Annotated in this window: 18 protein-coding genes and 2 pseudogenes; 13 read left to right on the top strand and 7 right to left on the bottom strand. The window is 68.9% G+C overall.

The window, feature by feature from the left end:
• Positions 1-106 precede the first annotated feature (106 nt).
• From FGD71_RS47365 to FGD71_RS13360, 8 genes are all read left to right on the top strand, one after another.
• Positions 107-859, top strand: a complete 753-nt coding sequence (locus FGD71_RS47365; RefSeq protein ID WP_162931116.1) for an RlpA-like double-psi beta-barrel domain-containing protein — start codon at positions 107-109, stop codon at positions 857-859.
• Positions 860-1083: 224 nt separating this feature from the next.
• The gene (gene glnII, locus FGD71_RS13385) at positions 1084-2112 is read left to right on the top strand and encodes a glutamine synthetase (protein ID WP_119100652.1); all 1029 of its coding nucleotides are present in this window, start codon (positions 1084-1086) and stop codon (positions 2110-2112) included.
• Between the two features lie 102 nt (positions 2113-2214).
• A complete protein-coding gene (locus FGD71_RS13380) occupies positions 2215-3132 on the top strand; it encodes a DUF6891 domain-containing protein (protein WP_119100651.1) in 918 nt (305 codons plus the stop codon).
• Between the two features lie 109 nt (positions 3133-3241).
• The gene (locus tag FGD71_RS49655) at positions 3242-3364 is read left to right on the top strand and encodes a hypothetical protein (RefSeq protein WP_276147137.1); all 123 of its coding nucleotides are present in this window, start codon (positions 3242-3244) and stop codon (positions 3362-3364) included.
• A gap of 96 nt (positions 3365-3460) precedes the next feature.
• Positions 3461-4063 carry a winged helix-turn-helix domain-containing protein gene (locus FGD71_RS13375; protein ID WP_119100649.1) on the top strand — a complete coding sequence of 201 codons (603 nt, stop codon included), beginning with the start codon at positions 3461-3463 and terminating at the stop codon, positions 4061-4063.
• Between the two features lie 93 nt (positions 4064-4156).
• On the top strand, positions 4157-5446 hold the full coding sequence (locus FGD71_RS13370; protein ID WP_119100648.1) for a sensor histidine kinase: 1290 nt from the start codon (positions 4157-4159) through the stop codon (positions 5444-5446).
• Complete coding sequence (locus tag FGD71_RS13365; protein ID WP_119100647.1) at positions 5431-6084, top strand: LuxR C-terminal-related transcriptional regulator; 654 nt, start codon at positions 5431-5433, stop codon at positions 6082-6084. The genes FGD71_RS13370 and FGD71_RS13365 overlap by 16 nt, the downstream gene beginning before the upstream one ends.
• A 226-nt stretch (positions 6085-6310) precedes the next feature.
• Positions 6311-7873 (top strand): DUF1996 domain-containing protein, encoded by a 1563-nt coding sequence (locus FGD71_RS13360; RefSeq protein ID WP_119100646.1) that lies wholly within the window; start codon positions 6311-6313, stop codon positions 7871-7873.
• A gap of 128 nt (positions 7874-8001) precedes the next feature.
• On the opposite strand, the gene FGD71_RS13355 is transcribed toward FGD71_RS13360, so the two are convergent.
• Positions 8002-8454, bottom strand: coding sequence for a hypothetical protein (locus FGD71_RS13355; protein ID WP_119100645.1), 453 nt, complete (start codon positions 8452-8454; stop codon positions 8002-8004).
• A 114-nt stretch (positions 8455-8568) separates the two neighbouring features.
• On the opposite strand from FGD71_RS13355, the gene FGD71_RS13350 reads away from it, so the two are divergent.
• The 3 genes from FGD71_RS13350 to FGD71_RS13340 all read left to right on the top strand — a co-directional run bounded on the left by FGD71_RS13350 (position 8569) and on the right by FGD71_RS13340 (position 13119).
• Positions 8569-11697 (top strand): alpha-N-acetylglucosaminidase, encoded by a 3129-nt coding sequence (locus tag FGD71_RS13350; RefSeq protein ID WP_119100644.1) that lies wholly within the window; start codon positions 8569-8571, stop codon positions 11695-11697.
• Between the two features lie 131 nt (positions 11698-11828).
• Positions 11829-12347 carry a tetratricopeptide repeat protein gene (locus FGD71_RS13345; protein ID WP_119100663.1) on the top strand — a complete coding sequence of 173 codons (519 nt, stop codon included), beginning with the start codon at positions 11829-11831 and terminating at the stop codon, positions 12345-12347.
• Positions 12348-12402: 55 nt separating this feature from the next.
• Positions 12403-13119 (top strand): TetR/AcrR family transcriptional regulator, encoded by a 717-nt coding sequence (locus FGD71_RS13340; RefSeq protein WP_119100643.1) that lies wholly within the window; start codon positions 12403-12405, stop codon positions 13117-13119.
• 55 nt (positions 13120-13174) lie between these two features.
• Here the strand turns inward: FGD71_RS13340 and FGD71_RS13335 are convergent, their stop codons facing one another.
• The 5 genes and pseudogenes from FGD71_RS13335 to FGD71_RS13315 all read right to left on the bottom strand — a co-directional run bounded on the left by FGD71_RS13335 (position 13175) and on the right by FGD71_RS13315 (position 22139).
• The gene (locus FGD71_RS13335) at positions 13175-13531 is read right to left on the bottom strand and encodes a 5-carboxymethyl-2-hydroxymuconate Delta-isomerase (protein ID WP_119100642.1); all 357 of its coding nucleotides are present in this window, start codon (positions 13529-13531) and stop codon (positions 13175-13177) included.
• A gap of 28 nt (positions 13532-13559) precedes the next feature.
• Complete coding sequence (gene pulA / locus FGD71_RS13330) at positions 13560-18986, bottom strand: pullulanase-type alpha-1,6-glucosidase (protein WP_119100641.1); 5427 nt, start codon at positions 18984-18986, stop codon at positions 13560-13562.
• A gap of 106 nt (positions 18987-19092) precedes the next feature.
• Positions 19093-19296: pseudogene (locus tag FGD71_RS49650) on the bottom strand (non-reducing end alpha-L-arabinofuranosidase family hydrolase); the annotation flags it as partial.
• 127 nt (positions 19297-19423) lie between these two features.
• Entirely contained in the window at positions 19424-20797 is a 1374-nt protein-coding gene (locus tag FGD71_RS13320; RefSeq protein ID WP_119100639.1) for an alpha-amylase, read from the bottom strand.
• 214 nt (positions 20798-21011) lie between these two features.
• Entirely contained in the window at positions 21012-22139 is a 1128-nt protein-coding gene (locus tag FGD71_RS13315; RefSeq protein ID WP_119100638.1) for a sugar ABC transporter substrate-binding protein, read from the bottom strand.
• Between the two features lie 205 nt (positions 22140-22344).
• Between FGD71_RS13315 and FGD71_RS13310 the strand changes: the two genes are divergently transcribed.
• Together FGD71_RS13310 and FGD71_RS49905 are read left to right on the top strand one after the other, a co-directional pair.
• Positions 22345-22872 carry an HAD domain-containing protein gene (locus tag FGD71_RS13310; protein WP_119100637.1) on the top strand — a complete coding sequence of 176 codons (528 nt, stop codon included), beginning with the start codon at positions 22345-22347 and terminating at the stop codon, positions 22870-22872.
• Positions 22873-23220: 348 nt separating this feature from the next.
• Complete coding sequence (locus tag FGD71_RS49905; protein WP_162931115.1) at positions 23221-25026, top strand: NsdA family TPR-like regulatory protein; 1806 nt, start codon at positions 23221-23223, stop codon at positions 25024-25026.
• 77 nt (positions 25027-25103) lie between these two features.
• Here the strand turns inward: FGD71_RS49905 and FGD71_RS13300 are convergent.
• Positions 25104-25280: pseudogene (locus FGD71_RS13300) on the bottom strand (LmrA/YxaF family transcription factor); the annotation flags it as partial.
• Positions 25281-25471: the final 191 nt, after the last annotated feature.

The following is a 25471-nucleotide window of genomic DNA, read 5'->3' as shown; positions in this document are numbered from 1 at the left end:
CTCGTGTTGACTGCTGAGTAACTCTGTTCGGCATCTCGTACATAGCGGCGTACTCCCCACTCATGACCGGCCGCCGACCGGGGCGGCCGGAGACAGGAGGCGCACCGTGTCACGTAGAAGAACCCTCGGCCCGAAGAAGAAGCTCGTGTTGTGGGTGAGCGCCGCGACGATGGCCGGAGGCGGGGCCTTCGCCCTGGCGGCCACCTCGAACGCCGCGCCGGCCGGACAGTCGGAGTCCTCCGCCGTCTGCGACGGACTGGCCACGGCGCTCGGGAACAACGAGAAGTTCATCGAGGGACAGCGCGCCAACCCGGACGCGCAGTCGGAGGCCCGGATCGCCAACCGGGAGGCGGTCATCGCGGAGATCAAGCGCAAGCAGGAGGCCTCCGGGTGCACGGTCGGCCAGTCGGGGCCGGCTCAGGGCTCCTCGGCTGAGCCGCCGGCGGCGCAGCAGCCTTCGCCGGCCACTGCCGAGTCCGGTGCCGATTCCGGTGCCGATTCCGGTGCCGATTCCGGTGCCGATTCCGGTGCCGATTCCGGTGCCGATTCCGGTGCCGATTCCGGTGCCGATTCCGGTGCCGATTCCGGTGCCGATTCCGGTGCCGTCGGCGGGGAGCAGGTGTGTGCCGGTTCGACCGTCACCCTCTCCGGAGAGGCGGGCGCCCCGGCCGCCTCCAGCAACCAGTTCCCGGCCGGTACGAAGCTGAAGGTCACGAACCTGGACAACGACAAGTCCACCACCGTGGAGGTCACTTCGGTCTCCGGCAGCTGCGCCCTGCTGAACGACGCGGCGTTCGAGCAGGTCCGTGAGCCCGGGAAGTTCCTGATCCGCAACGCGCGCATCGAGAAGGTGGGCTGACGGGGTCGGGGATGGGTCCTGCTCGCACGCCCTTCGCGGACCCATCCCCTCAGGGAGTGAGGCGCAGCACAGAAAGCACCAGGTAACACGGGGTTCACAGTCGGGCAATGGTCGGGAAATGCCCTGTTGACAGGCTTCTCCCGTCCCGTGGCGTTCCAGTGCCGCTGCGCCGCGCGCACCCGCAACGACCTGTGCATCAAGACCCACCCCAAAGGATGTGGCCCGTGACCTTCAAGGCTGAGTACATCTGGATCGACGGCACCGAGCCGACGGCCAAGCTGCGTTCGAAGACGAAGATTCTGGCCGACGACGCCAAGGGTGCCGAGCTGCCGATCTGGGGCTTCGACGGGTCTTCCACGAACCAGGCCGAGGGCCACGCCTCCGACTGCGTGCTCAAGCCCGTCTTCACCTGTCCGGACCCGATCCGCGGCGGCGACGACGTGCTGGTGCTGTGCGAGGTCCTCAACATCGACATGACGCCGCACGCGTCCAACACGCGGGCCACGCTGACCGAGGTCGCGGAGAAGTTCGCCGCGCAGGAGCCGATCTTCGGCATCGAGCAGGAGTACACCTTCTTCGACGGCTCGCGTCCGCTCGGCTTCCCGGAGGGCGGCTTCCCGGCCCCGCAGGGCGGCTACTACTGCGGTGTCGGCGCCGACGAGATCTTCGGCCGTGACGTCGTCGAGGCCCACCTGGAGAACTGCCTCAAGGCGGGTCTGGGCATCTCCGGCATCAACGCCGAGGTCATGCCCGGTCAGTGGGAGTTCCAGGTCGGTCCGCTGGCGCCGCTGGACGTCGCCGACCAGCTGTGGGTGGCCCGCTGGCTGCTCTACCGCACCGCTGAGGACTTCGGTGTCTCCGCGACGCTGGACCCGAAGCCGGTGAAGGGCGACTGGAACGGCGCCGGCGCGCACACCAACTTCTCCACGAAGGCGATGCGCGAGGGCTACGACGCGATCATCACCGCGTGCGAGTCGCTGGGCGAGGGCTCCAAGCCGCTCGACCACGTCAAGAACTACGGCGCCGGCATCGACGACCGTCTGACCGGTCTGCACGAGACGGCCCCGTGGAACGAGTACTCCTACGGTGTCTCGAACCGCGGTGCCTCGGTCCGCATCCCGTGGCAGGTCGAGAAGGACGGCAAGGGCTACATCGAGGACCGCCGCCCGAACGCCAACGTCGACCCGTACGTGGTGACGCGACTGATCGTCGACACCTGCTGCACCGCTCTGGACAAGGCCGGCCAGGTCTGATCCGTACGCACTCCGCAGGGGCGCCCGCCGGTTTCGGCGGGCGCCCCTTCGCTGTCAGCCGGGCGCCCCGTCGTTGTCAGTGGTGCGTGCCATGGTGGTGCCATGCTTGCGATCAAGGTCGAGACGGAGAACGGGCAGACGCACGCGCGGATCGCGCCGGAGCGACTGCGCGAGCTGGTGCACCGCATCGGGGGCAGCGGCGACCGCTTCCTCACCGTGCAGCGGATACCGGACATTCCATCTGTCTTCGCCCAGGTGTGGCATGAGGAGGGCGGGGACTACCGGCTCGAACACCGGCTCCGCGACGACCAGTTCTCCGGTACGAATCTCACGGACCCGGAGCGGGTTGCGGACGCCCTGACGGGCTGGGCCCGACAGCGGGACGGCTGGGACGCGGGGCTCGCGTGGGAGCCGGTCGATCTGGGACCGCGGGAGGAGATACCGGAGCTCGCCCCGGAGGTGAGGGAGCGGGCCGAGGAGTTTGCGCGCAGGATGGTGCGCGAGGGATACCTCGGCATCTCGGAGCTCGTGCGGGAGACCGTGTACCTGATGCGGGGCCGCCAGGACCAGGCGCCCCTCTCCGAGGCGCAGGCGGGCGAGATCGTGGAGCGGCTGTGGCTCGAAAGGCTCGACGAGCAGGCGACGTGGACCGGCACGACCGACCCGGACCGCCTGGAGCAGGCCTTCGCCGCCCTGGAGCTCGGCGGCATCGTCTCCCGCGAGGACTTCACCTGCTGCCGAAGCTGTGGAATGGCGGAGATCGATGCCGAGGCGGACGGCAAGGAGGGGGCCCGGGGCTTCGTCTTCTTCCACCACCAGGGCACCGAGAGCGCGGCGGAGGGGCACGGGCTCGCGCTGTACTACGGCGCGTTCGACGAGTCGGAGGAGCGGACGGCGGAGATCGGCCGGGAGGTCGTGGCCGCCCTCACCGCCGCCGGTCTGTCCCCGGAGTGGGACGGCTCACCGGCCAAGGCGATCGAGGTGCGGGACCTGGACTGGCGCAAGCGCCTCACGGGGTGAGGCCAGGCAGGATGCAGGGAGGGCGACATCCGTGGACGGCGAGTATCAACTGCCGAGACGGAACGGACTCGTTCGGCTGTGCCCCGGCCTCGTCTGCTTCAATGGGGACATGACCGGCTTCCAGAAGTTCACCGCGACGGGTCGCCACGACCTCGAGCCCTTCTGGCCCTCCCGTCAGCACCACGACTTCGACCGGGTGTGTTGCCGCGCGACGAACGCGCGGGCCCTCTAAAGCCGTACGCGGCCTTCTCGAGCCGTACGCGGCCTTCGGCCGGCGCGCAACGACGTACGTCCACAGACGACTCCTCGCGCGAAAGAGCTGACTCTCATGCCCAACACCCGATCCTTCTCCTCTGCTCCCGCGACGGCCTCTGCCGCTGCCTCCGCCCTTGCCGGCGGTTCGGCGCGGCACCGGCTGCGTGCCGTCGACCGGGACGAAACGGTGGATGTCGCGGACTTCCTGCCGCAGGGCGCCACGTGGCTGCCCGCTCCCCCGCACACCCTGCCCCACCTGCCGGGCCGCCCGCCGATGGTCGGCTACCTGGTGCTCGTGCCGGCCGACCAGGCCGACCAGGTCGCCCCGCAGCCCCTCCCGCCGGTCGCCGTGCCGGACGAGGGCCGGGGCGAGTCCGCCGCCGACTCCCCCGTACGCGTCGACATCACGCGGCGTACCGCCGAGGTCGACGGACGGCCGCTCGACCTGACGTATCTGGAGTTCGAGCTGCTCGCCCACTTCGTGGCCCATCCGCACCGGGTGCACACCCGCGACCAGCTGGTGACCACGGTGTGGGGCTACGGGCATGTGGGCGACGGCAGGACCGTGGACGTCCACGTCGCCCGACTGCGCCGCAAGCTCGGCCCGGAGCACCGGCGGACGATCCAGACAGTGCGGCGAGTGGGATACAAGTACGCGCCGCCGACCGGGGGTTGACGCACCACCCCCTTCCCTGGGTGGAGCCGGCACCACCCCGGCTCGGGGGCTCGGCCCAGTGACCGGGGCGGCACCGTCGGTGAGACTGTGGGCATGGACGCGAAGAGCGGGGACACCAAGGATGTCGGTGGTCGGGCGCGTGGTGTCGTGCTCGACGGGGTGCGGGCGCTGGCTCTGGTCTTTGTCACACTGCCGGGGGCGGCCGTGCTCTTCGTGCTGTCCGTCGTGTCGATCGCTTTGATCCCGCTGGGCGTCGGCATCGTCACGACGCCCTGGGTGCTGACGGGCGTGCGCGCCTTCGCGGACTTGCGGCGCATGCTGGCGGCCCAGTGGTGCGGAGTGCGGATTCCGCCCGCGTACCGGCCGATCCCGAAGGGAGCCAACCCGTGGGCGCGGTGCTTCCGCATGCTCGGGGACCCGGCGACCTGGCGGGACCTGGGCTGGCTGCTGGTCGACATGACCGCGGGCTTTGTGACCGTCGTGCTGCCCGTGGCGCTGCTTCTGTACCCCTTCGAGGGGTTCGCGCTGGCCGCGGGGCTGTGGCGGGTCTTCACCGACGGCACGGACGTCGGCTGGTGGTACGCGTTCGTGCCGATCAGCGGACAGGGCAGTGCGCTGCTCGCGGCCGGGCTGGGCGCCGCCTTCCTCGTCACCGGCTACTTCACGGTCCCGCTCCTCCTGCGGGTCCACTTTCTGCTGACCCGCACGGTGTTGTCGGGCGATCAGGGTGAACTGGCCGAGCGCGTACGGGTACTCACCGAGACCCGGCGCGACGCCGTCGACACCTCGGCGGCCGAACTACGCCGTATCGAGAGGGACTTGCACGACGGCGCGCAGGCCCGGCTGGTCGCCATGGGCATGGACCTGGGCACCATCGAGGCACTGATCGAGAAGAACCCGGCGAAGGCCAAGGAGTTGCTCACGCAGGCCCGCAAGTCCTCCGCGGACGCGCTCACCGAGCTGCGCGACCTGGTCCGCGGCATCCACCCGCCGGTGCTCGCCGAGCGCGGACTGGGCGACGCCGTACGGGCGTTGGCGCTGCGGATGCCCGTGGCCACCGAGGTGGACGTGGATCTGCCCGGGCGGCCCGGGGCGCCCGTGGAGTCGGCGGCGTACTTCGCGGTGAGCGAGGTCCTCACCAACGCGGTGAAGTACGCGGACGCGGACCGGATCTGGGTCGACGTGCAGTACCTCCGCGCGTCCGAGGGGACGCTGCGGATCTCGGTCACCGACAACGGCAAGGGCGGCGCGACGATCGGCGCGGGTTCGGGACTCTCCGGAGTCGAGCGGCGACTCGGTACATTCGACGGCGTCCTGGCCGTCAGCAGTCCAGCGGGCGGTCCCACCATGGTGACCATGGAGATTCCTTGCGAGTTGTCCTAGCCGAAGACCTGTTCCTGCTGCGCGACGGACTGGTCCGGCTCCTGGAGGCGTACGACTTCGAGATCGCCGCGGCCGTCGAGAGCGGGCCCGAACTCACCCGGGCCTTCGCGGAGTTGGCGCCGGACGTGGCCGTGGTGGACGTACGCCTGCCGCCGTCGCACACGGACGAGGGGCTCCAGTGCGCGCTGCGGGCACGGCGCGAGCGGCCGGGGCTGCCGGTGCTCGTGCTGTCGCAGCACGTGGAGCAGCTGTACGCGCGTGAGCTGCTCGCCGACGGGACGGGCGGGGTGGGCTATCTGCTCAAGGACCGGGTCTTCGACGCCGAGCAGTTCATCGACGCCGTGCGCCGGGTCGCGGCGGGCGGCACCGCGATGGACCCGCAGGTGATCCAGCAACTGCTGTCACGGCGTCAGGCGGACGACCGGCCGCTGGGCCGGCTGACACCGCGCGAGCTGGAGGTGCTGGAGCTGATGGCGCAGGGCCGCTCGAACGCGGCGATCGCGGAGCGACTGGTCGTGACGGAACGGGCGATCGCCAAACATACCTCCAACATCTTCGCGAAGCTGGATCTGGAGGTGTCGGACGACGACAACCGCCGCGTTCTGGCTGTTCTCGCGTATTTGGATCAGGGTCGCTGAAAAGGCCTCGGACAAGGATCCGCCCCACTGAACGATATTCAATGATTCCCCCTCAACTGCCGTTGAAACATGGGGTTCTGGGTCCGTTGCGCCGGAATTGTGCCACGAATCTCTCACCAATTTCTGACGACGCTGAACACACCATGAACCCCTCCCGTATTGAACGGAGCCGCTTCACCTCCTGTCGGGCGCCTCGATAGCCCCGCAAGGAAGCCAGAGGAGTTCCATGGGACGCACAAACCGAAAACGCCGCTCAACGCTCGCCAACCGGGCGATAGCCGCATCGGCGGCTCTCGCGCTGGGCGGCGGCGGCTTGCTGGCGGCGAACATCTACGCTTCGGCGGGTGAGGAGAACTCACAGCAGAACGCGCAGACGACCGCCGCGGGCCAGATGGCCACCATCGCCTGCCCGGACGTCGGCCAGAAGCTCAGCGACGTGCCCGACGGTGCACGCCAGGGCGTCGACGAGGAACTGGCCAAGATGGACAGCCAGATCACCGAGGCGTACGCACGGCTCAACTCGACTCGCGATGCGGCGGCCAAGGACCCCGGGTTCGTACAGAACTCCATCCTCGGCCCGCTCAAGAGCAAGCGAACCGCAGCTCTCGACCGCATCAACATCAACGTGCAGCGGGCCGGCGGTGACGCTCAGGATCTGCAGTCGCTCGCCGAGTGCGAGGGTCAACCCGCGGACCAGGCACAGACCGCCGCCGGTGAGGGCCAGGAAGGTCAGGACCAGAACCAGGACGGTCAGGACCAGGGCGGTGAGGACCAGGCCGGTCAGGACCAGAACCAGGGCGGTCAGGACCAGGGCGGTCAGGACCAGGGCCAGGTCGGTGACAACGGCAACGGGGCCGCGGGCCCGGTGGCCGGGGACTTCATCGACATCAACCAGGTCCAGCCGAACAACGATCCGGCCGGGAACGCCGCGAACGGGTTGGCCGCGGACGGGGAAGGCGGCTCGCAGGGCACCTTCACCACGGAGTGCGGTACGAACGCGAACAACGTGTTCAACTCCGACAACCTGATCGCTGCGCCCGGTGTCGACAACGGCGCCCACCACACGCACGACTACGTGGGCAACCAGGCCAACGACGCCTTCGCCAGCGACGAGGACCTCGCGAACGGCGACACGTCCTGCCAGAACCAGGGCGACAAGTCGACGTACTACTGGCCGGTGCTGCGCCAGCAGGACGGCAATGACGAGTTCGACGCCAACGATGGCGGTGGCGGCGCGGACGGCAACGTCGGCACGATCCTCGAGGCCGCCGAGGCCGAGATCAAGTTCGTCGGCAACAAGCAGAGCGACGTCGTCGCGATGCCGAAGTTCCTGCGCATCATCACCGGTGACGCCAAGTCCAACACCAACGGCGTCGGCAACGAGAACGCCTCTTGGAGCTGCACCGGCTTCGAGGACAGGCAGATCAGCGACAAGTACCCGATCTGCCCCGAGGGCAGCCAGGTGGTGCGGACGGCCAACTTCCAGAGCTGCTGGGACGGCCAGAACATCGACAGCGCCAACCACCGTGATCACGTGTCCTTCGTCCAGGAGGACGGCAGCTGCAAGGAAGGCTTCCAGGCCATCCCCCAGCTGCAGATCCGACTGGTGTACGACGCTCAGGCCCCGGTCATCGAAAACGGACAGGTACAGAACCCGTTCGCGGTGGACAGTTTCCCCGAGGAGCTGCACAAGCCGATCACCGACCACAACGACTTCATCAACGTCTTCGACGAGCAGGAGATGAACAAGGTGGTCGACTGCATCAACAGCGGCCAGCAGTGCCAGTGACACTGTGAACCGGTGACACCATGAAGAGGCCGGTGACGGAATTCCGTCACCGGCCTTCTTCGTTTCTTCGGCCTTCTTCGTTTCTTTCCCCCCGCTGATCCATTGCGATCAGCCCTGATCCTGCGCGGTCAGCCGGCGTGACCGGAGTGCTTCTCGGTTCCCCCACCACCGCTGCTCCCAGAGTGGTGCGAGGCGCCCTCCTCCATGGTCCCGCCGAGCTGGCCGCGCAGCGCTGTGACCACCTTCGAGTCACCCACGGCGACCCACTTGGCGCCGATGCCGACGAGGAAGTGACCGCCGTAGGGCTTGGACGAATTGATCCACTCACGCTGGCCACGGTCGGTGGAGAAGGTGGCGAGGATGAACTTGCGGTCGCCGTCCTTGCAGATCGCCTGGCGGACCGTGTCGGCATCCGTCTGGATGTTGGGCTTGCACTTCACCTCGGCGGCCAGGTGCTCCAGGCTGCCCGTCGCCGTCTTCGGCACCTCCTCACTGTCACCGTCACCGTCGGACCCGCAGCCCGACAGCGCCAGCACCGCCACGGCCCCTGCCGCAGCAAGCTTCTGTCGCGTCAACCTCATTTTTTCCTCCGGTCGCGTCCGGCGACATGAACTCGCCAGCTCCGTAAGCACCGTTGAGCGCGAACCACCCTCCCGTTAGCGTGCCGGTCCTGTCGACACAGGGGGCACACAGAGATGAACAGTCCGTCGCGACGCACGGTGCTGGGCACGGCCGGTGCCATCGGCCTCGGAACCACCTTGGGGGTGACGGTTCCGGCCCACGCCGCTGAGAGCCCTGGCAAGGGCCCTGCCTTCGATACGGCTCCCGCACGCTCCGCGCTCAATCGACTGCTGCCGGAGCATGCGCGGCAGTTCCGCCTCAGTCTCCTCGATGACGGCTCCGGCGACCCCGGCGGCCCCGATCGCTTCCGCGTCACGGGATCCCCGGGACGCATCGAGGTGGCAGGAACCACCCCGGCCGTCCTGCTCACGGGAGTCCACTGGTACCTCAAGTACGTGTGCGGGGCGCACATCGCCTGGAACGGCAGCCAACTGGACCTGCCACGCCGGCTGCCCGCTCCGACGCGTCCGCTCGAGAGATCCACCGCGCTCCCCCACCGGTTCGCGCTCAACGACACCAACGACGGCTACACCGCCCCGTTCGCGGACTGGTCGTACTGGGAGCGGCTGATCGACGTCCTCGCGCTGCACGGCTGCAACGAGGTGCTCGTCGTCGCGGGCATGGAGGCCGTCTACCACCGGATGCTGCCGGAGTTCGGCTACAGCGACGCCGAGGCGCGGGCCTGGCTGTCGGCGCCCCCGCACCATCCGTGGCAGCTGCTGCAGAACCTCTACGGGTACGGCGGTCCGCTCTCCCCCGAACTGATCGCCGGGCGCGCCCGGCTGGGCCGCCGGATCGCGGACCGGCTGCGCGAGCTGGGCATGGCGCCGGTACTGCCCGGCTACTACGGGCATGTGCCCAAGGGCTTCGTGGAGCGGGCCGGCGGCGACGCGCATGTCGTGCCGCAGGGCGTCTGGCACGGCTTCGAGCGCGTGGACTGGCTGGATCCGCGCACCGAGTCGTTCGCCGCGGTCGCCGCCTCCTTCTACGGCCATCAGGAGGACGTCTTCGGTGAGGCCGCCCACTTCAAGATGGACCTGCTGCACGAGGGCGGCACGGCCGGGGACGTACCGGTGCCGGACGCGGCGCGCGGCGTGGAGACAGCGCTCCAAAAGGCGCACCCGGATGCGATCTGGGTGATCCTCGGCTGGCAGGAGAACCCGCTGCCGGAACTCCTCGACGCCATCGACAAGCGGAAGATGCTCATCGTCGACGGCGTATCGGACCGCTACACGAACGTCACCGACCGCGAGGCGGACTGGGGCGGCACACCGTACGCGTTCGGCACGATCCCCAACTTCGGCGGCCGCACCACGATCGGTGCCCGTGCGCACCTGTGGACCGAACGGTTCTTCGCCTGGCGGGACAAGGCGGGCAGCGCGCTGGCCGGAACCGCGTACATGCCGGAGGCCGTGGACCGGGACCCGGCCGCGTTCGAGCTGTTCTCCGAACTCGCCTGGACCGAGACGAAGATCGACCGGGCGGCCTGGTTCTCGTCCTACGCCGACTTCCGCTACGGCGGCCCTGACCGCTCGGCGCGCGCGGCCTGGCGGGCGATGCACGACACCGCCTTCCAGCAGCGGGCCGTCGAGCGCAGCGACCCGCACGACTCGCTGTTCTGCGCCCGCCCGGACCTCTCCGCGAACCGCGCCGCGTACTACGCGCCGCGCGATCTCACCTACGACCCGGGGCGCTTCGACGCCGCGTTCGCCGGGCTGCTGGACCTGCCCGCGGCTCTGCGAGGCAGCGCGGCGTACACGTACGACCTCGTGGATGTGGCCCGGCAGGCGCTCGCGCACCGCAGCCGCCAGTTACTACCGCAGCTGAAGGCCGCGTACCAGAAGAAGGACCGGGACACCTTCAAGGCGCTGTCCACGCTGTGGCTGCGGCTGATGCGCCTGTCGGACGACGTCACCGGGACGCATGCCGCGTTCCTCCTCGGGCCGTGGATCAATGACGCGCGGCTGCTCGCCACCGACGACGCCGAGCGCGCCGAGTTCGAGCGGACCGCGAAGGTACTGATCACGGTGTGGGGCGGGCGGGCGACCTCGGACCCGGGGAACCTGCACGAGTACGGCAACCGGGAGTGGCACGGCCTGATGGCCGACTTCTATGTGCCGCGCTGGCAGAAGTGGCTGGACACGCTGGAGGACGCGCTCACCACGGGGACGCCGCCGGCGGCGGTGGACTGGTTCGCGTTCGAGGAGCCGTGGACCCGGGAGCGGAAGGACTATCCGCTGCGGCCGGTGGGCGATCCGTATCGGACGGCCGCGCGGGTACGGGAGGTCCTGGCGCGGGCCCCCTACCAGGGGTCCCTGAAGGTCACCGCCGAGCCGCCCGCCTTCCCCCCGGGCGGGCACGCGCGCCTGGAGGCCGTTTTCCGATACGCCAACGGGCTGCGGGCCACCGGGCGCGTGGACTTCGCGCTCACCGGGATCGACGCGGAGCCGGAAGGGCCGACATCGCTCCCGAGCGTGCCCGCCGCCGGGTCGGGCACGGCCCGCTGGCAGGCGAGCGCGCCGGGCACGCCACTGGACCGCCCGCTGCGACCGCTCCCGTACACGATCGTCGTGCGGTACGGGCCCCGCGGTGAGGAGCGGGTGCGTACGGAGTTCGACGGCACGCTCTACGAGGCGGGGCCGCTCGCGGACGGATGGCGGACGTACACGAACAACGCGGCCGTGTTCGGGCAGTTGGGCGAGCGGTTCGCGATCGACGGGGCGGGCGCCGATCTGTGGCGGGGCACGACGGAGTTCGGGTCGGCCTATCGGGAGGGCGCTTTCACGGACGGGGTGACGGTGACCTTGAGGGTGGACTCCCAGGAGGTCACCGGCCCTTGGGCGCGGGCCGGGATCATCGCACGCGACAGCATGGCCGCACCCGGCTCCCCCGGGTTCCTGAACCTGGCGGTCACCCCGGCCAACGGTGTCGTGCTGTCGTACGACACGACCGGCGACGGCACCCTGGACACGTACCGGCGCATCACCGGCATCAAGGCGCCGGTGACGCTGCGGCTGAGCCGGGCCGGCGGCTCCTTCACCGGCGCCTGCTCCACGGACGACGGGGCGACCTGGCAGACGGTGGCGACCGTGCCGGTGCCGGGCGCGGCGGCGGTCCAGGACGTGGGGCTGTTCATGAGCGCGACGAACGGGGGCGGCGGGGCGCGCGGCGCGGTGGAGTTCAGCGGCTGGACGACGGCGTAGCTCCACGGCCGCGGGAAATCCGAAGGTGGTCACGGGCACACTCGTGCGAGGGTGGGCCCGTGACCGACGACGTGACTGAAGACCTGATCGATGACCTGGCCGATGACCCGGCTGGTGACTTGGGCGAAGACCTGACCGATGACCCCGCCGACGACTGGGACGAGCGGGTGGCGGCCGCCTGGGCCACGTTCGACGACTACGACGAGACACGGGCGGCTGACTTCCGCGCGGTGATCGACGCGCTCGTCGCCGAGCTGCCCGCCGACAGCCCCGTCGCCCCCTTCGAGCGGGCCTGTGCCTGGGACTCGACGGGCCACTCGAATCAGGCCGTGCCGCTGTACCAGGAGGCGCTGGCGCGCGGACTGACCGGATATCGCGCCCGCCGAACCAAGATCCAGCTCGCCAGCTCCCTGCGGAACACCGGGCGGCCGGAGGAGGGCGTAAAGCTCCTGACACCCGAACTCGACGCTCCCTCCGACGAGTTGGACGACGCCGTACGCGCCACCCTGGCCCTGTGCCTGGCAAGTCTCGGCCGGGAGCGCGAGGGCCTCGCCCTGGTGCTCGGGGCGCTCGCCCCTCATCTGCCGCGTTACCAGCGGTCGATGGCGAACTACGCGCGGCTGCTGGTGGAGCCGGTCGACCCGCATTGAACACCAGTACGGAACCGGCCCATTGAAGGCTGGATTCGATCGGTAAGGTGTTCGCATGACAACCGGGGTACGCCGCAGGATGGGTGTCGAGGAGCGGCGCGAGCAGTTGATCGGCGTCGCGCTCGAACTGTTCAGCCGACGCTCGCCCGACGCGGTCTCCATCGACGAGATAGCGTCGGCCGCGGGCATTTCACGGCCGCTGGTCTACCACTACTTCCCCGGCAAACTCAGCCTGTACGAGGCGGCGTTGCAGCGGGCGGCGGACGATCTGGCGGCCCGGTTCGTGGAGCCGCACGAAGGGCCGCTGGGGGCACGGCTGCTGCGGGTCGTCCGGCGCTTCTTCGACTTCGTGGACCAGCACGGGCCGGGTTTCGCGGCGCTGATGCGCGGCGGTCCTGCGGTCCCGGCGGGCGAGACCTTCACCAGGGGCGGCGCCTCGGGCACCACCGTCCTCGTCGACGGCGTACGGCAGGCCGCGTACGTCCAGATCCTCGCGCACCTGAAGATCGACCAGCCGCCCGCCCGGCTGGATCTGGTCATCCGCTCCTGGCTCTCGCTCGCCGAGTCGACCGCGCTGGTCTGGCTGGACGGGCGCCGTATCCCGCGGGCCGAGCTGGAGATGCAGCTCGTCCGTGACTTCGCGGCGCTGGTGGCGGTGAGTGCCCTGTACGACGACGAGATGGCGGGACTGCTGCGCCATATGCTCGCGGACGAGCCGACCGAGGGGCCGTTCGCCGACCTCATCGGCCGCCTGATGACGCTGGCGTCCTAGGAACTCCTGGGAACTCCTGGGATTTCCCCTGCCCGGCTTCACGCCGCGCCGCGCCTCACTCCACGAACTTGCGGTACGAGTCGTCCAGGTCGCGCGTCTCGGCGGAGGCGTGCAGCGTCACCCCGTCGGCGAGCTTCACATGGGCGCGCAGCACCCGCAGCGCCGCCTCGGTCAGTGCGGCCTTCGCCTCGTCGGTGCGGCCCGGCAGCAGCGCGACCATGATGTGGACCAGCGCGTGCCCATCCGTCTCCGCGCCGACCACGATGTCCTCGGTCTGCCGGAACCGCGTCTTGCACGCCTCGATCTTCGCATTCGCCGTCTCCACCACCACCTCGTGCAGCGCGAGCGCGAAGCCCTTTCGATCGAAGGCCTCCGCGAGCGGTGCGGAGTAGTCGACGGTGATCTGCGGCATGGGCACTCCTGTGCTAGGGCTTCTGCGCTCACCCTAGCCCGCGCCCCGGGCCGCGGTGCTCATCGGCCGGCCCGGGAGGAATCCGGGAGAATACCGCCACGCTGCGGGCCGGAACGGCGAAGGTGCCCGACTCCGACGCGTACGACGAGGTCTTGACGACGGAGTCCGCGCCCGCGGCCTGCACCGGGTGCAGCGCGTACGCCGTGCCCGCGAGCGCCGCGACCCGCTGCTTCTGCCGCTCGGGGGTGGCGTTGAAGACGACGACGAGATCGCCGAGCCGCATCGTGATCACACCGGGCGTTTCGTCCTTGCCCGACAACGGGAAGGACAGCTTCGACTGCACCTGCTCGGCGGTGCCGAGACCGAAGACGCTCTCGCTCGTCCGGATCCGCAGCAGGTCCCGGTACGCGGCCGAGGCGCCCTCGATCTGCGGGCAGCCCACCTCGATCGACGTCAACAAGGGCTTGGCGTAAGGCCACTTGGACGCGTTGTCGGCGGCCATCGGCAGCCCGCGCCCGAAGCCGTTGCCGTCCCGGCAGTCCCAGTGGACGGCGTTGAACCAGTCGCCGCTGTCGTACGAGTTGCGGTCCAGGGACTTGGAGCGCAGCAGGTCCGTCCCGGCCTGGGACAGGGACGGCCCTTGCGAGAGGGTGGCCGTCGCCATGGCGAGGACCTGCATGCGGGCGCGATCGTCCGCTTTCACGGACCGCGGCAGCTTGTAGGCCAGCGCGTCGAACAGCGACTCGTTGTCGTGCGCGTCGACGTACGCGAGGGCGTCACCGGGCGCGTCCGCGTAACCGGCGGCCGTGCCGTTGTAGTCGACCTCGGAGCCCTTGACCTCCTTGCCCTCGGTGTCCGTGAAGGTGAACGCCTTGAGGTTGCCCGACAGGCCCACCTTGATGAGGTCCTGGTAGTGCAGCAGGCGTGCCTTCTGCTCGGCCGGACTCCCGTTGCCGTTCGAGGAGTTGGGGTCGGTGTGGAGCCCGGACGCGAAGCCCTGGACTCCCGGGTCCTCGTCGAAGGGGCCACCGCCGCGCACGGCGTCGCGGGCCCGGTCGGAGAAGGTCGCGATGCCCGTCCCGGCCATGTTCTTCTGGGTGGCCTGCACGAAGCGGGCGTCGTCCGCGACCTCGCCGAAGTTCCAGCCCTCGCCGTAGAGGATGATCTTCTTCCCGTCGACGCCGTCCTTCTCCGGCGTGAGTGCGTCGAGCGCCTTGCGCACCGCCAGGATGTTGGCCTTCGGGTGGTGGCCCATCAGGTCGAAGCGGAAACCGTCGACCTTGTACTCCTTCGCCCAGGTGACGATCGAGTCCACGACCAGCTTGCCCATCATGGCGTTCTCGGGTGCGGTGTTGGCACAGCAGGTGCTCGTCGCCACGGACCCGTCGGCGAGGAGCCGTTGGTAGTAGCCGGGCACCACCCTGTCGAGTACGGAGGTGCCGGCCTGACCGCTGGAGGTGGTGTGGTTGTAGACCACGTCCATGACCACCCGCAGGCCGTCCTCGTTCAGGGACTTGACCATCTCGCGGAACTCGACCGTGCGCCCGGTCCCGTCGGGGTCGGTGGCGTACGAGCCCTCCGGAACCGTGTAGTGGTACGGGTCGTAGCCCCAGTTGTACGCGTCCTTCGCGGCGACCTTCGCCACGCACTCCTGCTGCTTGTCGGAGTCGGCCGCGTACGAGGCGAGGTCGCAGTCGACGGTCGCCTGGTCGGCCTTCCGCTCGGGGATGGTGGCGATGTCGAAGGCGGGCAGCAGGTGCACGTACGAGGTACCCGCCCCGGCGAGCTTCCGCAGATGCCGTGAGCCGTCGCTGTCCTGGTCGGTGAAGGCGAGGTAGGTGCCCCGGTGCCCGGCGTCGGTGGTCTTGTCCTCGACCGAGAAGTCCCGGATGTGCAGCTCCTGGATCTGGGCGTCCCTCAGCGGAACGGCCTTGGGTTTCCGCAGGCCCGACCAGCCGCTCGGTGCGAGGGACGGGTCCCCCAGGTCGACGACGAGGCTGCGTTCGGAGTCGGCGGTGAGGGCGACCGAGTAGGGGTCGGTGACCTTGTTGGTGACCACCTTCCGGACGCTGGGCGCCCACACCTTCACAACGTACCGATAGGGCTTGTTCTGCCAGGACTTGGAGCCGGTGACGGACCAGACGCCGGTGCGGTCGTCCCGCTTCATGGGCACGCGCGTGCCGTCGAGGTCGAGGGAGACGGTTTGCGCGGTGGGCGCCCATACGACGAGCGTCGGGCGGCCGTCCCGGAAGGCCGGCCCGAGGTCGGCGTCGGTCCCGTCGTACAGGTCGTCCAGTACGCCGGCGATCTGGACGCCCGTCGCCGCGAGCACCGCCCCGTTCGCGGCCCGCTGCGAGGCCACGACCTGGCCGCGCAGAGCCTCGCGCACCCGGTCACGGTCGCGCGGGTCGACGGACCAGGCGGTGTACGCCTTCAGATGCGGGAACTTCTCCTTCTGGGTGTCGGTGAGGGCCGACTTGGTGAGGCGGAGCCATCGCTCGTCGTCGCTCGTCAGGGTGCCGTCCTTCACCGCGATCGAGCCGGTGCGCGAGTACAGCAACTGGGTGGACGCGGCGTTGTCGTTGCCGTTCCAGGCAACCGTGTTCCGGTCGATCCAGACCGCCTTGGAGGTCGTCAGATCGAGCGCGGCGGCGCTGCCCGCGGGCTGCGGCAGCAGATGCTTCTCCTGGCCGTTCAACAGCCACACCTCATGACCGTCGGCCTTGAGGCCGAGGGACTGGTCGGCGGGCAGATCCTTCTCGTCGCCCTTGTGGATGATGTAACTGAGGCTGGTGGCACCCTCGGTGAGCGGCACCTCGAAGACCGCGCCATATGGGTCAGTCTTCACCGGCTGGAGGGGCTTCGACCAGTCCGTGGGCTGCGCGGCACCGGTCCACACGTGCAGACCCCAGCCGTCGTAGTTCCCGTCGGCGCGGTGGTAGTGCAGGACGGCCTTCGACGTGTCCTGCGGCGGGTACGCGCCGTCCGGTGCGGTGGTCGCCTGGCCGTCCTCGCCCTGCTCGATCCACACCTCACCGGTGCGGGCGAGCGGGACGGTGCGCCGCGGGCCGTCCGCGGTGCCGTCCTTGACGACGGTGTACGGGAGGTCCTCGGCGCCCTCGGGAACCTTCAGCCAGGCGAAGGCGCCATAGGCGTCCCGGCCGCTGAACTCGGCGAAGCCGTCGCCGGACGCGAGCCGCCAGCCGTCGTAGTCGCCGTCGGTCCGCTTGTAGTGGACGACCACGTACTCGCGCTCGACGGCACTCGGCTCCTCCTCGGCCGGGGGCGCGCCCGCCGTGGTCGAAGCGAGGTCACTCGCGGTCCGGCCCGCCGAGTCGACGACAACGGCCTTGTACCGTACGGGTGTTCCGGCACCAGCCCTGATCGTGTGGGTGACCCGGTAGGGGGCGTGGTCGGCGGTGCCGAGCGTGCGCCACTTGCCGCCCCCGACCTGGGCGGCGAAGACGACGCGGTGGAGACCGCCGCCGTCGACATCGGCGTCGAGCTCGACGGTGCCGGTGGCGCCGGACTCCGGAGCCTTCAAGGTCAGGGAGGGCTTGGTGGCGGGCCGGCCGAGTTTGCCCGCCGCCTCGAAGACGACCGAGGAACCAGCCGGGACCGTGACGGTGACCTTCTTGTCCGAGTCACTGGTGAGGGACTTGTCCGTCCCGTAGATCCCCCGGTATTTCATGTCCGCGCTACCGGTCAGGAAGGTCGCCGCCCTTGCTTCCTCCGCGTTGTTCACGGCGACGACGTACTCGACGCCGGTCTTCGCGTCCGTACGGGAGAAGGCGTACACGCCGGCGCCGTCGGCGGCGTACCGCTCCGTCTGCACGCCGTCGGCGAGGGCCGGGTGGGCCTTGCGGAGCTTGGCGAGAGCGCTGATCTGCCGGTAGAGCGGTGCACTCGTGTCGTACGCGTCCTCGGCGTGCGTACGGTCCGTGCCCAGCTCGTCGTCGTCCAGATAGTCCGCGACCCGGGAGCCGAACAGCGTCTGCCGGGCGTCCTTGTCACCGCCCGCCCCGGTGAAGCCCTGCTCGTCGCCGTAGTAGACGACAGGGTTGCCGCGACTGAGGAACATCAGTTCGTTGGCGAGCCGGTCCTTCTTCACCAACTCGGCGTCGGACGCCTCGGGGTTGTCCTGCTTCAGGAAATGGCCGATGCGCCCCATGTCATGGTTGCCGAGGAAGGTGACCTGCTCGTACGCGTTGGCTTTGTCGGTCGTGTACTTGTAGTCGTCGCCGAAGACCGCGGCCAGCTTCTTCGCGCTGCCGCCCTGGGAGGCGTACGAGCGGGCCGCGTCCTGGAAGGGGAAGTCGAGCGTGGAGTCGAGGCGCCCCTGAGTGACGTACGGCGAGGTGACGGACGTGTCGGCGGAGTAGACCTCGCCGAACATGAAGAAGTCGTCCTGGCCCTTCCTGGCCGCGTACGCGTCGAGCGCGGTGGCCCACTGGGTCCAGAACTCCATGTTGACGTGCTTCACGGTGTCGATCCGGAAACCGTCGATGTCGAAGTCCCTGACCCACCTCTTGTAGATCTTCTCCATCCCGCTGACGACCTCGGGACGCTCGGTCCACAGGTCGTCGAGGCCGGAGAAGTCGCCGTAGGTGGAGCTCTCGCCGGCGAAGGTGGAGTCGCCCCGGTTGTGGTACATCGACGGGTCGTTGAGCCACGCCGGAACCTTGACGTTCTTCTTCGCGCCGGCCACGACGGGCGTACGCGGGAAGGAGTCGCCGTCGACCTCCGGGAAGTCCGTCTTCCCGTCCGCGTGGTCGGCGTCGTCGAAGGGCTCACCGTCCTCGGTCAGGTACGGGAAGGCGCCCTTGGAAAGGTAGTCGTAGGACTTCTCGTCGTAGTCGACGACGTCGGCGGTGTGGTTGGTGATGACGTCGAAGAAGACCTTCATGCCCTTGGCGTGGGCCTTGTCGATGAGCTTTTCGAGGTCGCCGTTCGTGCCGAAGTGCGGGTCGACCTGGGTGAAGTCGGTGATCCAGTAACCGTGGTAGCCGGCGGAAGTGTTGGCGCCCTCGCCCTGCACGGGCTGGTTCTTGAAGATCGGCGCCAGCCAGATGGCGGTGGTGCCGAGGCCCTTGATGTAGTCGAGCCTCTTGGTCAGGCCCTTGAGGTCGCCGCCCTGGTAGAAGCCCTTGTCGGTGGGGTCGTAGCCGGTGGTGAGGCGTGAGCCGGTGAGCCCGCCCCTGTCGTTGGACGTGTCACCGTTGGCGAATCGGTCCGGCAGGACGAAGTAGAACTGCTCACGGGTGAGGTCGTGCCGGGCGGGCTCGGCGGCGAGCTTCGCGTCGGACGGGGGCGCCGGCAAGGGCGCGGACGGCATGTCGGCCCGGGCGGCCAAGGGCTGGACGAGTGCTGCGGCCAGCGCGGTCACGGTGACCGCAGCGACCCGTCCGGCATGTGCGGTACGGCGCTTCGACGGCGCCGGCCATCTCGGTATCACTGACGTCGACTCCTTGCGATGACGGCTCTCTCGGGTCCGACACCGCGCGACGGTATCGCCGCTGAAAGGCTTACAGCAAGAGTCCTGAAAGGTTCGGAAAGAATTTTCAGCAGCTGGAGTTGGTCTGCGTGAGCAGGCCCAGCCGCCACGGCAGGGTGTTGTAGGGGCCGGTGGCCGAGGGGTGCAGGCAGCGCGAAGGGTTGCTCTCGCTGTCGGCGAGCGGGGTCCACGTGCCGGCGATGCTGCTCGACGTCCAGGACCTGAAGTACCGCAGGTGACCAGCTGCGCGGCATGATCCACGCCCGTCAGAGGAACGCTCCCATGCCTGTGAGGGGAACGTAGGACGGCGCTCCCGGGCCGTCAGCCCCTCGCGTACCGCGCATTGCCAGCCGCAACAACGCGCGGTCACACGGAGGGGCAGGGCGAGCGGAGTCGGCTCAGCAGCTCGACTTGCCCGCGTAGACGGCCAGGGCGGTGTGGGAGCCGAGGGTCGCGGTGAACTGGCCGGAGCCGTTGACCGTCACCGTCGTGTTGTTCTGCACGTCGCAGTACGAGCCCGCGGGCAGCGAGGTCTGGTACGTACGGGTGAGGGAGCCGGACTCGTGGTTGATGGCCACGTACCCCTTGGCGCCCCGCCCGAAGGCGATGGCGTCGCCCCCGTTGTCCCACCAGTTCGTCACGGACTCACCGCGCGTGGCGTTGCGGAAGGCGACCATGCGCTGGATCTCGGGCCAGGCGTGCTGGCACTTCCAGCCGTCCTGCCAACAGGCGTTCACCGTACCGCCGCCCGGCGGACCGGCGTCGGTGTCGGAGAACTCGTAGCCGGAGTTGATGTCGGGCGCGCCGTACGGCCAGGCGAGCATGAAGACATGGGCCAGCGTGTAGCCGGCGCCGTCCTTGTAGTTGAGCGTGGAGCCGTTGCGCTCGGTGTCGTGGTTGTCGACGAAGACGCCCGCGACGGAGCTGTTCATGTAGCCCCAGCCCTCGCCGTAGTTCTTGAGGTAGGCGAGGTTCTCGTTGTTGAAGACGCGCTTGAGGTCGTACGCGTAGCGGAACTCCTGGACGTCACCGCTGCCCGTGTACTCGGTGGGCTGGACGGCCTCGCCGCTGCCGTGGATGACCTCCTGCTTCCAGTACGCGGAGGGGTTGTTGAGACGGGACTTGATGTTCGCCAGGTCGCCGGCCGGGATGTGCTTGGCCGCGTCGATACGGAAGCCGTCGACGCCGTAGCCGAGCAGGGAGTTCATGTACCCGGCGATCGCCGAGCGCACGTACTCCTCCCCCGTGTCCAGGTCGGCGAGACCGACGAGCTCGCAGTGCTGGACGTTCCAGCGGTCCTGGTAGTTGGTGATCCGTGAGGTGCAGTCGTCGAAGTCGTACGACGAGTACAGGCCGGGGTACGTGTACTTGCTGTACGAGGAACCGCCGGTGCCCGTGCCGCTGCCCGCCGACATGTGGTTGATGACCGTGTCGACGACGACCTTCACACCGGCCGCGTGGCAGGTGTCGACCATGTTCTTGAAGGCGCTCGCGTCACCGAGCCGTCCGGCGATCTTGTAGCTCACCGGCTGGTACGAGGTCCACCACTGCGAGCCCTGTATGTGCTCGGCGGGCGGCGACACCTGGACGTAGCCGTACCCGGCCGGGCCCAGTGTGTTGGTGCACTCCCTGGCGACCGAGCCGAAGTTCCACTCGAAGAGAACGGCGGTGACGTCTTTGCTGCCGGGCGGGGAGGCCTGAGCGGCAGTCGGGGACATGACAAAGGCGGCGGCGGCAAGAGCGAGGGCGCCGGAGAGGGGTCTGCTGGCCATGTGGGGGTCCTTCTCCGTTGAAGGGGCCACGGAGGGTGGCATTTGAAGGTTCTTGCTGAAAGACGGCTGAAATATTTCAGCCGAGCAGACCGTACGAGCCCCTTGTACAACGGTCAACCCTCTGGGCGCGGTTGGGGCGGGAGCACCCGCTGCACCAGGCGGTGAAGGGCCTCCGCGCCGGCGCCGCGAGCGCCGCCCCTGTGGGAGCACGCCGTTATTGGGTGAGTCCCGCCTCCTTGCAAGCGGACTCGAACTTCGGGGTGCAGATCTGGTCGATCGTGTACACGCCGTCCTTGACCACGGTGTCCTTGAGGTTGTCGACGGTCACAGGGATGGGGTTGAGCAGAACGGCGGGGATGTCCTTGGTGGTGGGCGTGTCGACCGTGGTCTCTGCGATGTCGTCGAGCTTTTCGCCGCGGCCCAGGGCGACGGCCATCTGGGCGGCCGCGTCGGCCTCGGGCTTGAAGGGCTTGTAAACGCTCATGTACTGCTCGCCCGTGACGATGCGCTGCACGGCCGTGAGGTCGGCGTCCTGGCCGGTGACAGGGGGCAGCGGCTCGATGCCGGCTGCCTTGAGGGCGGAGATGACGCCGGAGGCGAGGCTGTCGTTGGCGGCGTAGACGCCGTCGATGTTGTCGGCGCCCAGGGCGGCGATGGCACCGACCATGTTGGTGTGGGCGGTCCCCGGCCTCCAGCCCGGGATGTCGTACGTCTTGCCGATCTTCACCTTGCCCTCGAGGACGGACAGCGCGCCCTTCTTGAAGGCAACGCCGGTCGGGGTGGTCTGGGGGCCGTTCATCATGACGATCTGGCAGCCGTCCGCCTTGTCGCCCATGGCCCTGAGGAGCGCTTCGCCCTGGAGCTTCCCGACCCGTTCGTTGTCGAAGGAGACGTGGGCCGAGATCGGGCCCTCGACGAGGCCGTCGTAGGCGACGACCGGGACGTCCGCGTCGTGTGCCGTCTCGACCGAGGAGCGGAGGGATCTGAAGTCCAGGGCGCTGAGGATCAGGACCTTGACCCCCTTGGTGATCAAGGTGTCCACCTGTTGTTGCTGGGTGGCCACGTCTCCCCCGGCGTTGGCGTACTCCACCGTGCAGTCCTCGCACAGCTCCTTGAGCTTCTTCTCGATCAGGGGCCTGTCGAACGTCTCCCAGCGGGCGACCTGGATATGGCCGAACACCACGCCGATCGTGAAGCCGCCCTTGCCGGAGGCATTCCCGCCCGAGTCGGCGGACTCCCCGGCGTTGCCGCAGGCGGCCAGGGACACGACCAGCGACACCGCGGCTGCGGCGACGGCCGTACGACTCCCATAGGCACTCACTCGGGGACCTCCCTGACTCATCCGGGAAACCCCCTGCCCGTCCACGCCGGCCAGTCACTGCCAAGATAGGTCGGGCGGTGCGGCGCGGCTCGCGATGCCTTGGTCAGCCCCTGCAACTGGGGAAGCTGATGCGATCTAGGGCTCGCTGCTGCGCTGACCTGCGGCGGAGCGGCGTCGGCGACGTGCCCCGCCCCTCATCGACGCCGCACAGGGCTATCGTTTCGCTGTGACTGGCTCAGTGGAGCGCCCTCTTCTCTTCCTCGACGTCGATGGACCACTCATCCCGTTCGGGCCGTCGTCCAGTCGGCCTCGAAGGGCCCCGGATCCCAGTTCCGAGGCATCCTCCAGTTCGGGGAACCCGCTGCTGGAGCGCCTCGATCCCGCCGTCGGGCCGCGCCTGATGGCGCTGGGGTGCGATGTGGTGTGGGCCTCGACATGGATGGACGATGCGAACGAGGCTGTCGCTCCGCGGATAGGGCTGCCATGGCTGCCTGTGGTCAGGTGGCCAGAGGTACCCACCGATGCGGGTCCACGCGGCTTGCACTGGAAGACGCGCCACATTGTTGCGTGGGCCGGCCACCGCCCGTTCATTTGGGTCGATGACGAGATCGGCGCCATGGACCGCCTCTGGGTTTCCGCGCAACACGAAGGACGATCCCTGCTTCACCGTGTTGACCCGGGTGAAGCCCTTACTGACGACGATTTCGCCGAAATCGCCCGCTGGCTCCGCCGCACCATCCCCAACCACCCCTGAGCACCGCACCAGTTCGATCACCGGAAGCTCCCGAAGGCCGCGTTGGGCTCGGGCATGTCGCTGAAAGATCCAGGACGGCATGTCATGAGAACGGCGCGCTCGTACCTCTCTTCTGTGAACGGCCACCGCGCCCCCTGAGCGCCAATGGCCCACACCACAAGGGAGGTTGGACGGTGGAGCTCGCTGCTGCACTCTTGTCCGTGGTTGCCCCTCTGGTCCCTGCGATCAAGGGCTGGCTCGACAGCGTGGCACATCGCAACCGGTCCTTGGCCCGGGCCGAGATCATCCGGGCCCGGCCGGCAAGTCCGAGCGACACGTGCGATGTGCACCCGGAGCGAGAGGAAGACAATGGCTGAGCGGGAGGCGGTGACCGCCGAGGCTTTGGGCGCTCTGTACGCGAAGTACCGGGTCAGTCTGACGGCGACCGCTCAGCATGCGCTCCTTGCTCGCGGCGTGCCGGAGTCGGTTGTCTCGGCCGAGGACATCGTGCAGAACGCCTTTGCCAAGGCCTTGCGTAATCCGGCAGCCATCAAGAATCCGATCGGCTACCTACGTGTGGTGATCCGCACCGAGGTGGCCAATCGGGCCCGCCAGCAGGCTGATCACAGTCGAATGGAGGCCCGTCGTGCGGCTGATCCTCTGCGTTTCGACCCAGTACAGACCGCGGACTTTGCCGCACTGATTGCCAACCGTTGTGCCGTCGAGCAGGCCCTGGCCGGTCTGTCTCTCCCGCAGCGCACCGCGGTATGGGCGACGAAAGCGCTGGACTGTACCCAGGACGAGACTGCAACCCTCATGGACAAAGCCCCGGGCACGGTCGCCACTCACGTCTCCCGCGGCATGGTTCTGCTGCGCGCGAGCCTTGTCACTGCTGTGGTTGCCGCCATCGTGTGTGTCGCGGGCCGTTTCATCGGCGGTCGGCTGCAACGCACGGATCCGGCGAGGGAACCCGGTGAGAAGGCTGGCACATTGCCTACTCGGTGGTGGCATGAGGGACGGGCCATGCTGGTTGTGCTGTACGAGCGTTGGCCAGAGGTCGCTTGGCTGTCGCTCTTGGCTGCGTGCGGCGTCCTCTGGTGGGCCTGGCGGCGCCGGCTGACCAGCAGCTCCGGGACGGTTCTCGGCAGGTGGGTGAGCGTTCGGAGGACGAGGCAGGCGTGGTTGAGCGCTACGAGACGACTCGGAATGCCCTTCAGCGCGCGCAGTATTACCCGCGACGTCATCGTTTTCACGGCACCGAGCGATTTCGATTTCGACGCCGTATCGGATGGCAGGGAACGGGTCTCCCTCCATATGAAGCGAAAGCTGGGCCGTGTTGTTCGGTTGGAGTTGTCCGGCGGGCCTCCCCGTCAGCAGCGCTTCACTCCCAACACCCGCCTGCAAGACCTGTTCCGCCTGGCCGGCTGGTCCAAGGGCGAGCTCGCCAGACTGGTGAACCGGCAGGCGGCCGCTATGGGGCACTCGCAGCCGGCGACCGACACCTCGCGGGTGCGGCGTTGGATCGAGAGGGGAGAGATCCCGCGCGATCCGGTGCCGCGGGTGCTGGCGGCGCTGTTCACCGAGCGTCTCGGCCGTGTCGTGACCATTGAGGATCTCGGTATGGTCCGGCATGGGCGTGTGGGGATTCGGCAGGGCGGCGGGAGTGTGGATCATCCCGACGGAGTGCCGTGGGCGCCCGAGCGTACTGCTGCGGTCCTCACCGAGTTCAAGGGAATGGACCTCATGCTCAACCGACGCGGCCTGGTGGGTGCGGGTGCCGCGCTCGCCGCGGGATCCGCACTCAGCAGCGCCATGCACGACGGGCTTCACACCGACTCCGGATGCACTCGACAGTCCGAGGACCAGTCCGCCGAGAGCGTGGGCAAGCTGGGCACGCAAACCCATCACGCAACCCGGGAAGCTCTGAAGATCCTGGAAGTTGTCACGCAGGCACCGCATGGGGTGGTGTCCGGGACAGAGATCGCCCGCTCCCTGAGGACGTTCGGCAGGGCCGAGGCAGCAGCCCTGTCGATGCTGATCCGCCAGGGCTACCTCCAACGACTTCCGGACAGCAAGTACACCGCCGGGCAGGACTTGGGCAGACTCGCGATCAGTCAAGACGCTGGAAGGCCATTGCTCCTGCCGCCGTTGAGTCTGCACAGCGTGCGCCGATGACCTGGTCCTCACCTCTGAGAACACCGCTCCAGGGTCTGTCCGGGCAGGAGTCCCGGATCCTCAGGCCGCAGCGCCTGTCACGCCGGCCGGTCGAGCGCGCCGGCGATCAGGGCTTCGAGCTGCTGCGCGACCTGGTCCAGGGGCTTCATGCTGCGCTTGGCGCGGCACATGGCGATGGCGCCTTCGACAGCTGCCACGATGAGGGTCGCGAGCCCGGGAGCCTGGTCGGGGGCGGCTCCGTGCTCGCGCAGCGACCCGGACGACGCCCGCAGTGCCTGGATCCGGCTGACACCTGACGGCGTCGCGCCGGCCGAGCAGTCCGTCCTCGTCAATTCGGCCGCTCACGCCGCCCTCCTCGACGGCGCGCCGACAACAGTCGTCGATGCGGCGACTGTCGCGCTACGGGAACTCTTCGCCGCCTGTCCAGGCCTGCTCCACAGCGGCT

The sequence above is a fragment of the Streptomyces sporangiiformans genome, assembly GCF_005768555.2.
Lineage (GTDB): Bacteria > Actinomycetota > Actinomycetes > Streptomycetales > Streptomycetaceae > Streptomyces > Streptomyces sporangiiformans.
This window is presented reverse-complemented; position numbering and strand designations above follow the sequence as displayed.

Bases quoted from the DNA above. Each gene is read 5' to 3' on its own strand.
- FGD71_RS49905 (WP_162931115.1), top strand. From the start codon at position 23,221: ATGGCTGAGCGGGAGGCGGTGACCGCCGAGGCTTTGGGCGCTCTGTAC.
- FGD71_RS13340 (WP_119100643.1), top strand. From the start codon at position 12,403: ATGACAACCGGGGTACGCCGCAGGATGGGTGTCGAGGAGCGGCGCGAG.
- FGD71_RS13320 (WP_119100639.1), bottom strand. From the start codon at position 20,797: ATGGCCAGCAGACCCCTCTCCGGCGCCCTCGCTCTTGCCGCCGCCGCC.
- FGD71_RS13380 (WP_119100651.1), top strand. From the start codon at position 2,215: ATGCTTGCGATCAAGGTCGAGACGGAGAACGGGCAGACGCACGCGCGG.
- FGD71_RS13370 (WP_119100648.1), top strand. From the start codon at position 4,157: ATGGACGCGAAGAGCGGGGACACCAAGGATGTCGGTGGTCGGGCGCGT.
- FGD71_RS49655 (WP_276147137.1), top strand. From the start codon at position 3,242: ATGACCGGCTTCCAGAAGTTCACCGCGACGGGTCGCCACGACCTCGAG.
- FGD71_RS13360 (WP_119100646.1), top strand. From the start codon at position 6,311: ATGGGACGCACAAACCGAAAACGCCGCTCAACGCTCGCCAACCGGGCG.
- FGD71_RS13350 (WP_119100644.1), top strand. From the start codon at position 8,569: ATGAACAGTCCGTCGCGACGCACGGTGCTGGGCACGGCCGGTGCCATC.
- FGD71_RS13315 (WP_119100638.1), bottom strand. From the start codon at position 22,139: ATGAGTCAGGGAGGTCCCCGAGTGAGTGCCTATGGGAGTCGTACGGCC.
- FGD71_RS13355 (WP_119100645.1), bottom strand. From the start codon at position 8,454: ATGAGGTTGACGCGACAGAAGCTTGCTGCGGCAGGGGCCGTGGCGGTG.
- FGD71_RS13375 (WP_119100649.1), top strand. From the start codon at position 3,461: ATGCCCAACACCCGATCCTTCTCCTCTGCTCCCGCGACGGCCTCTGCC.
- FGD71_RS13335 (WP_119100642.1), bottom strand. From the start codon at position 13,531: ATGCCGCAGATCACCGTCGACTACTCCGCACCGCTCGCGGAGGCCTTC.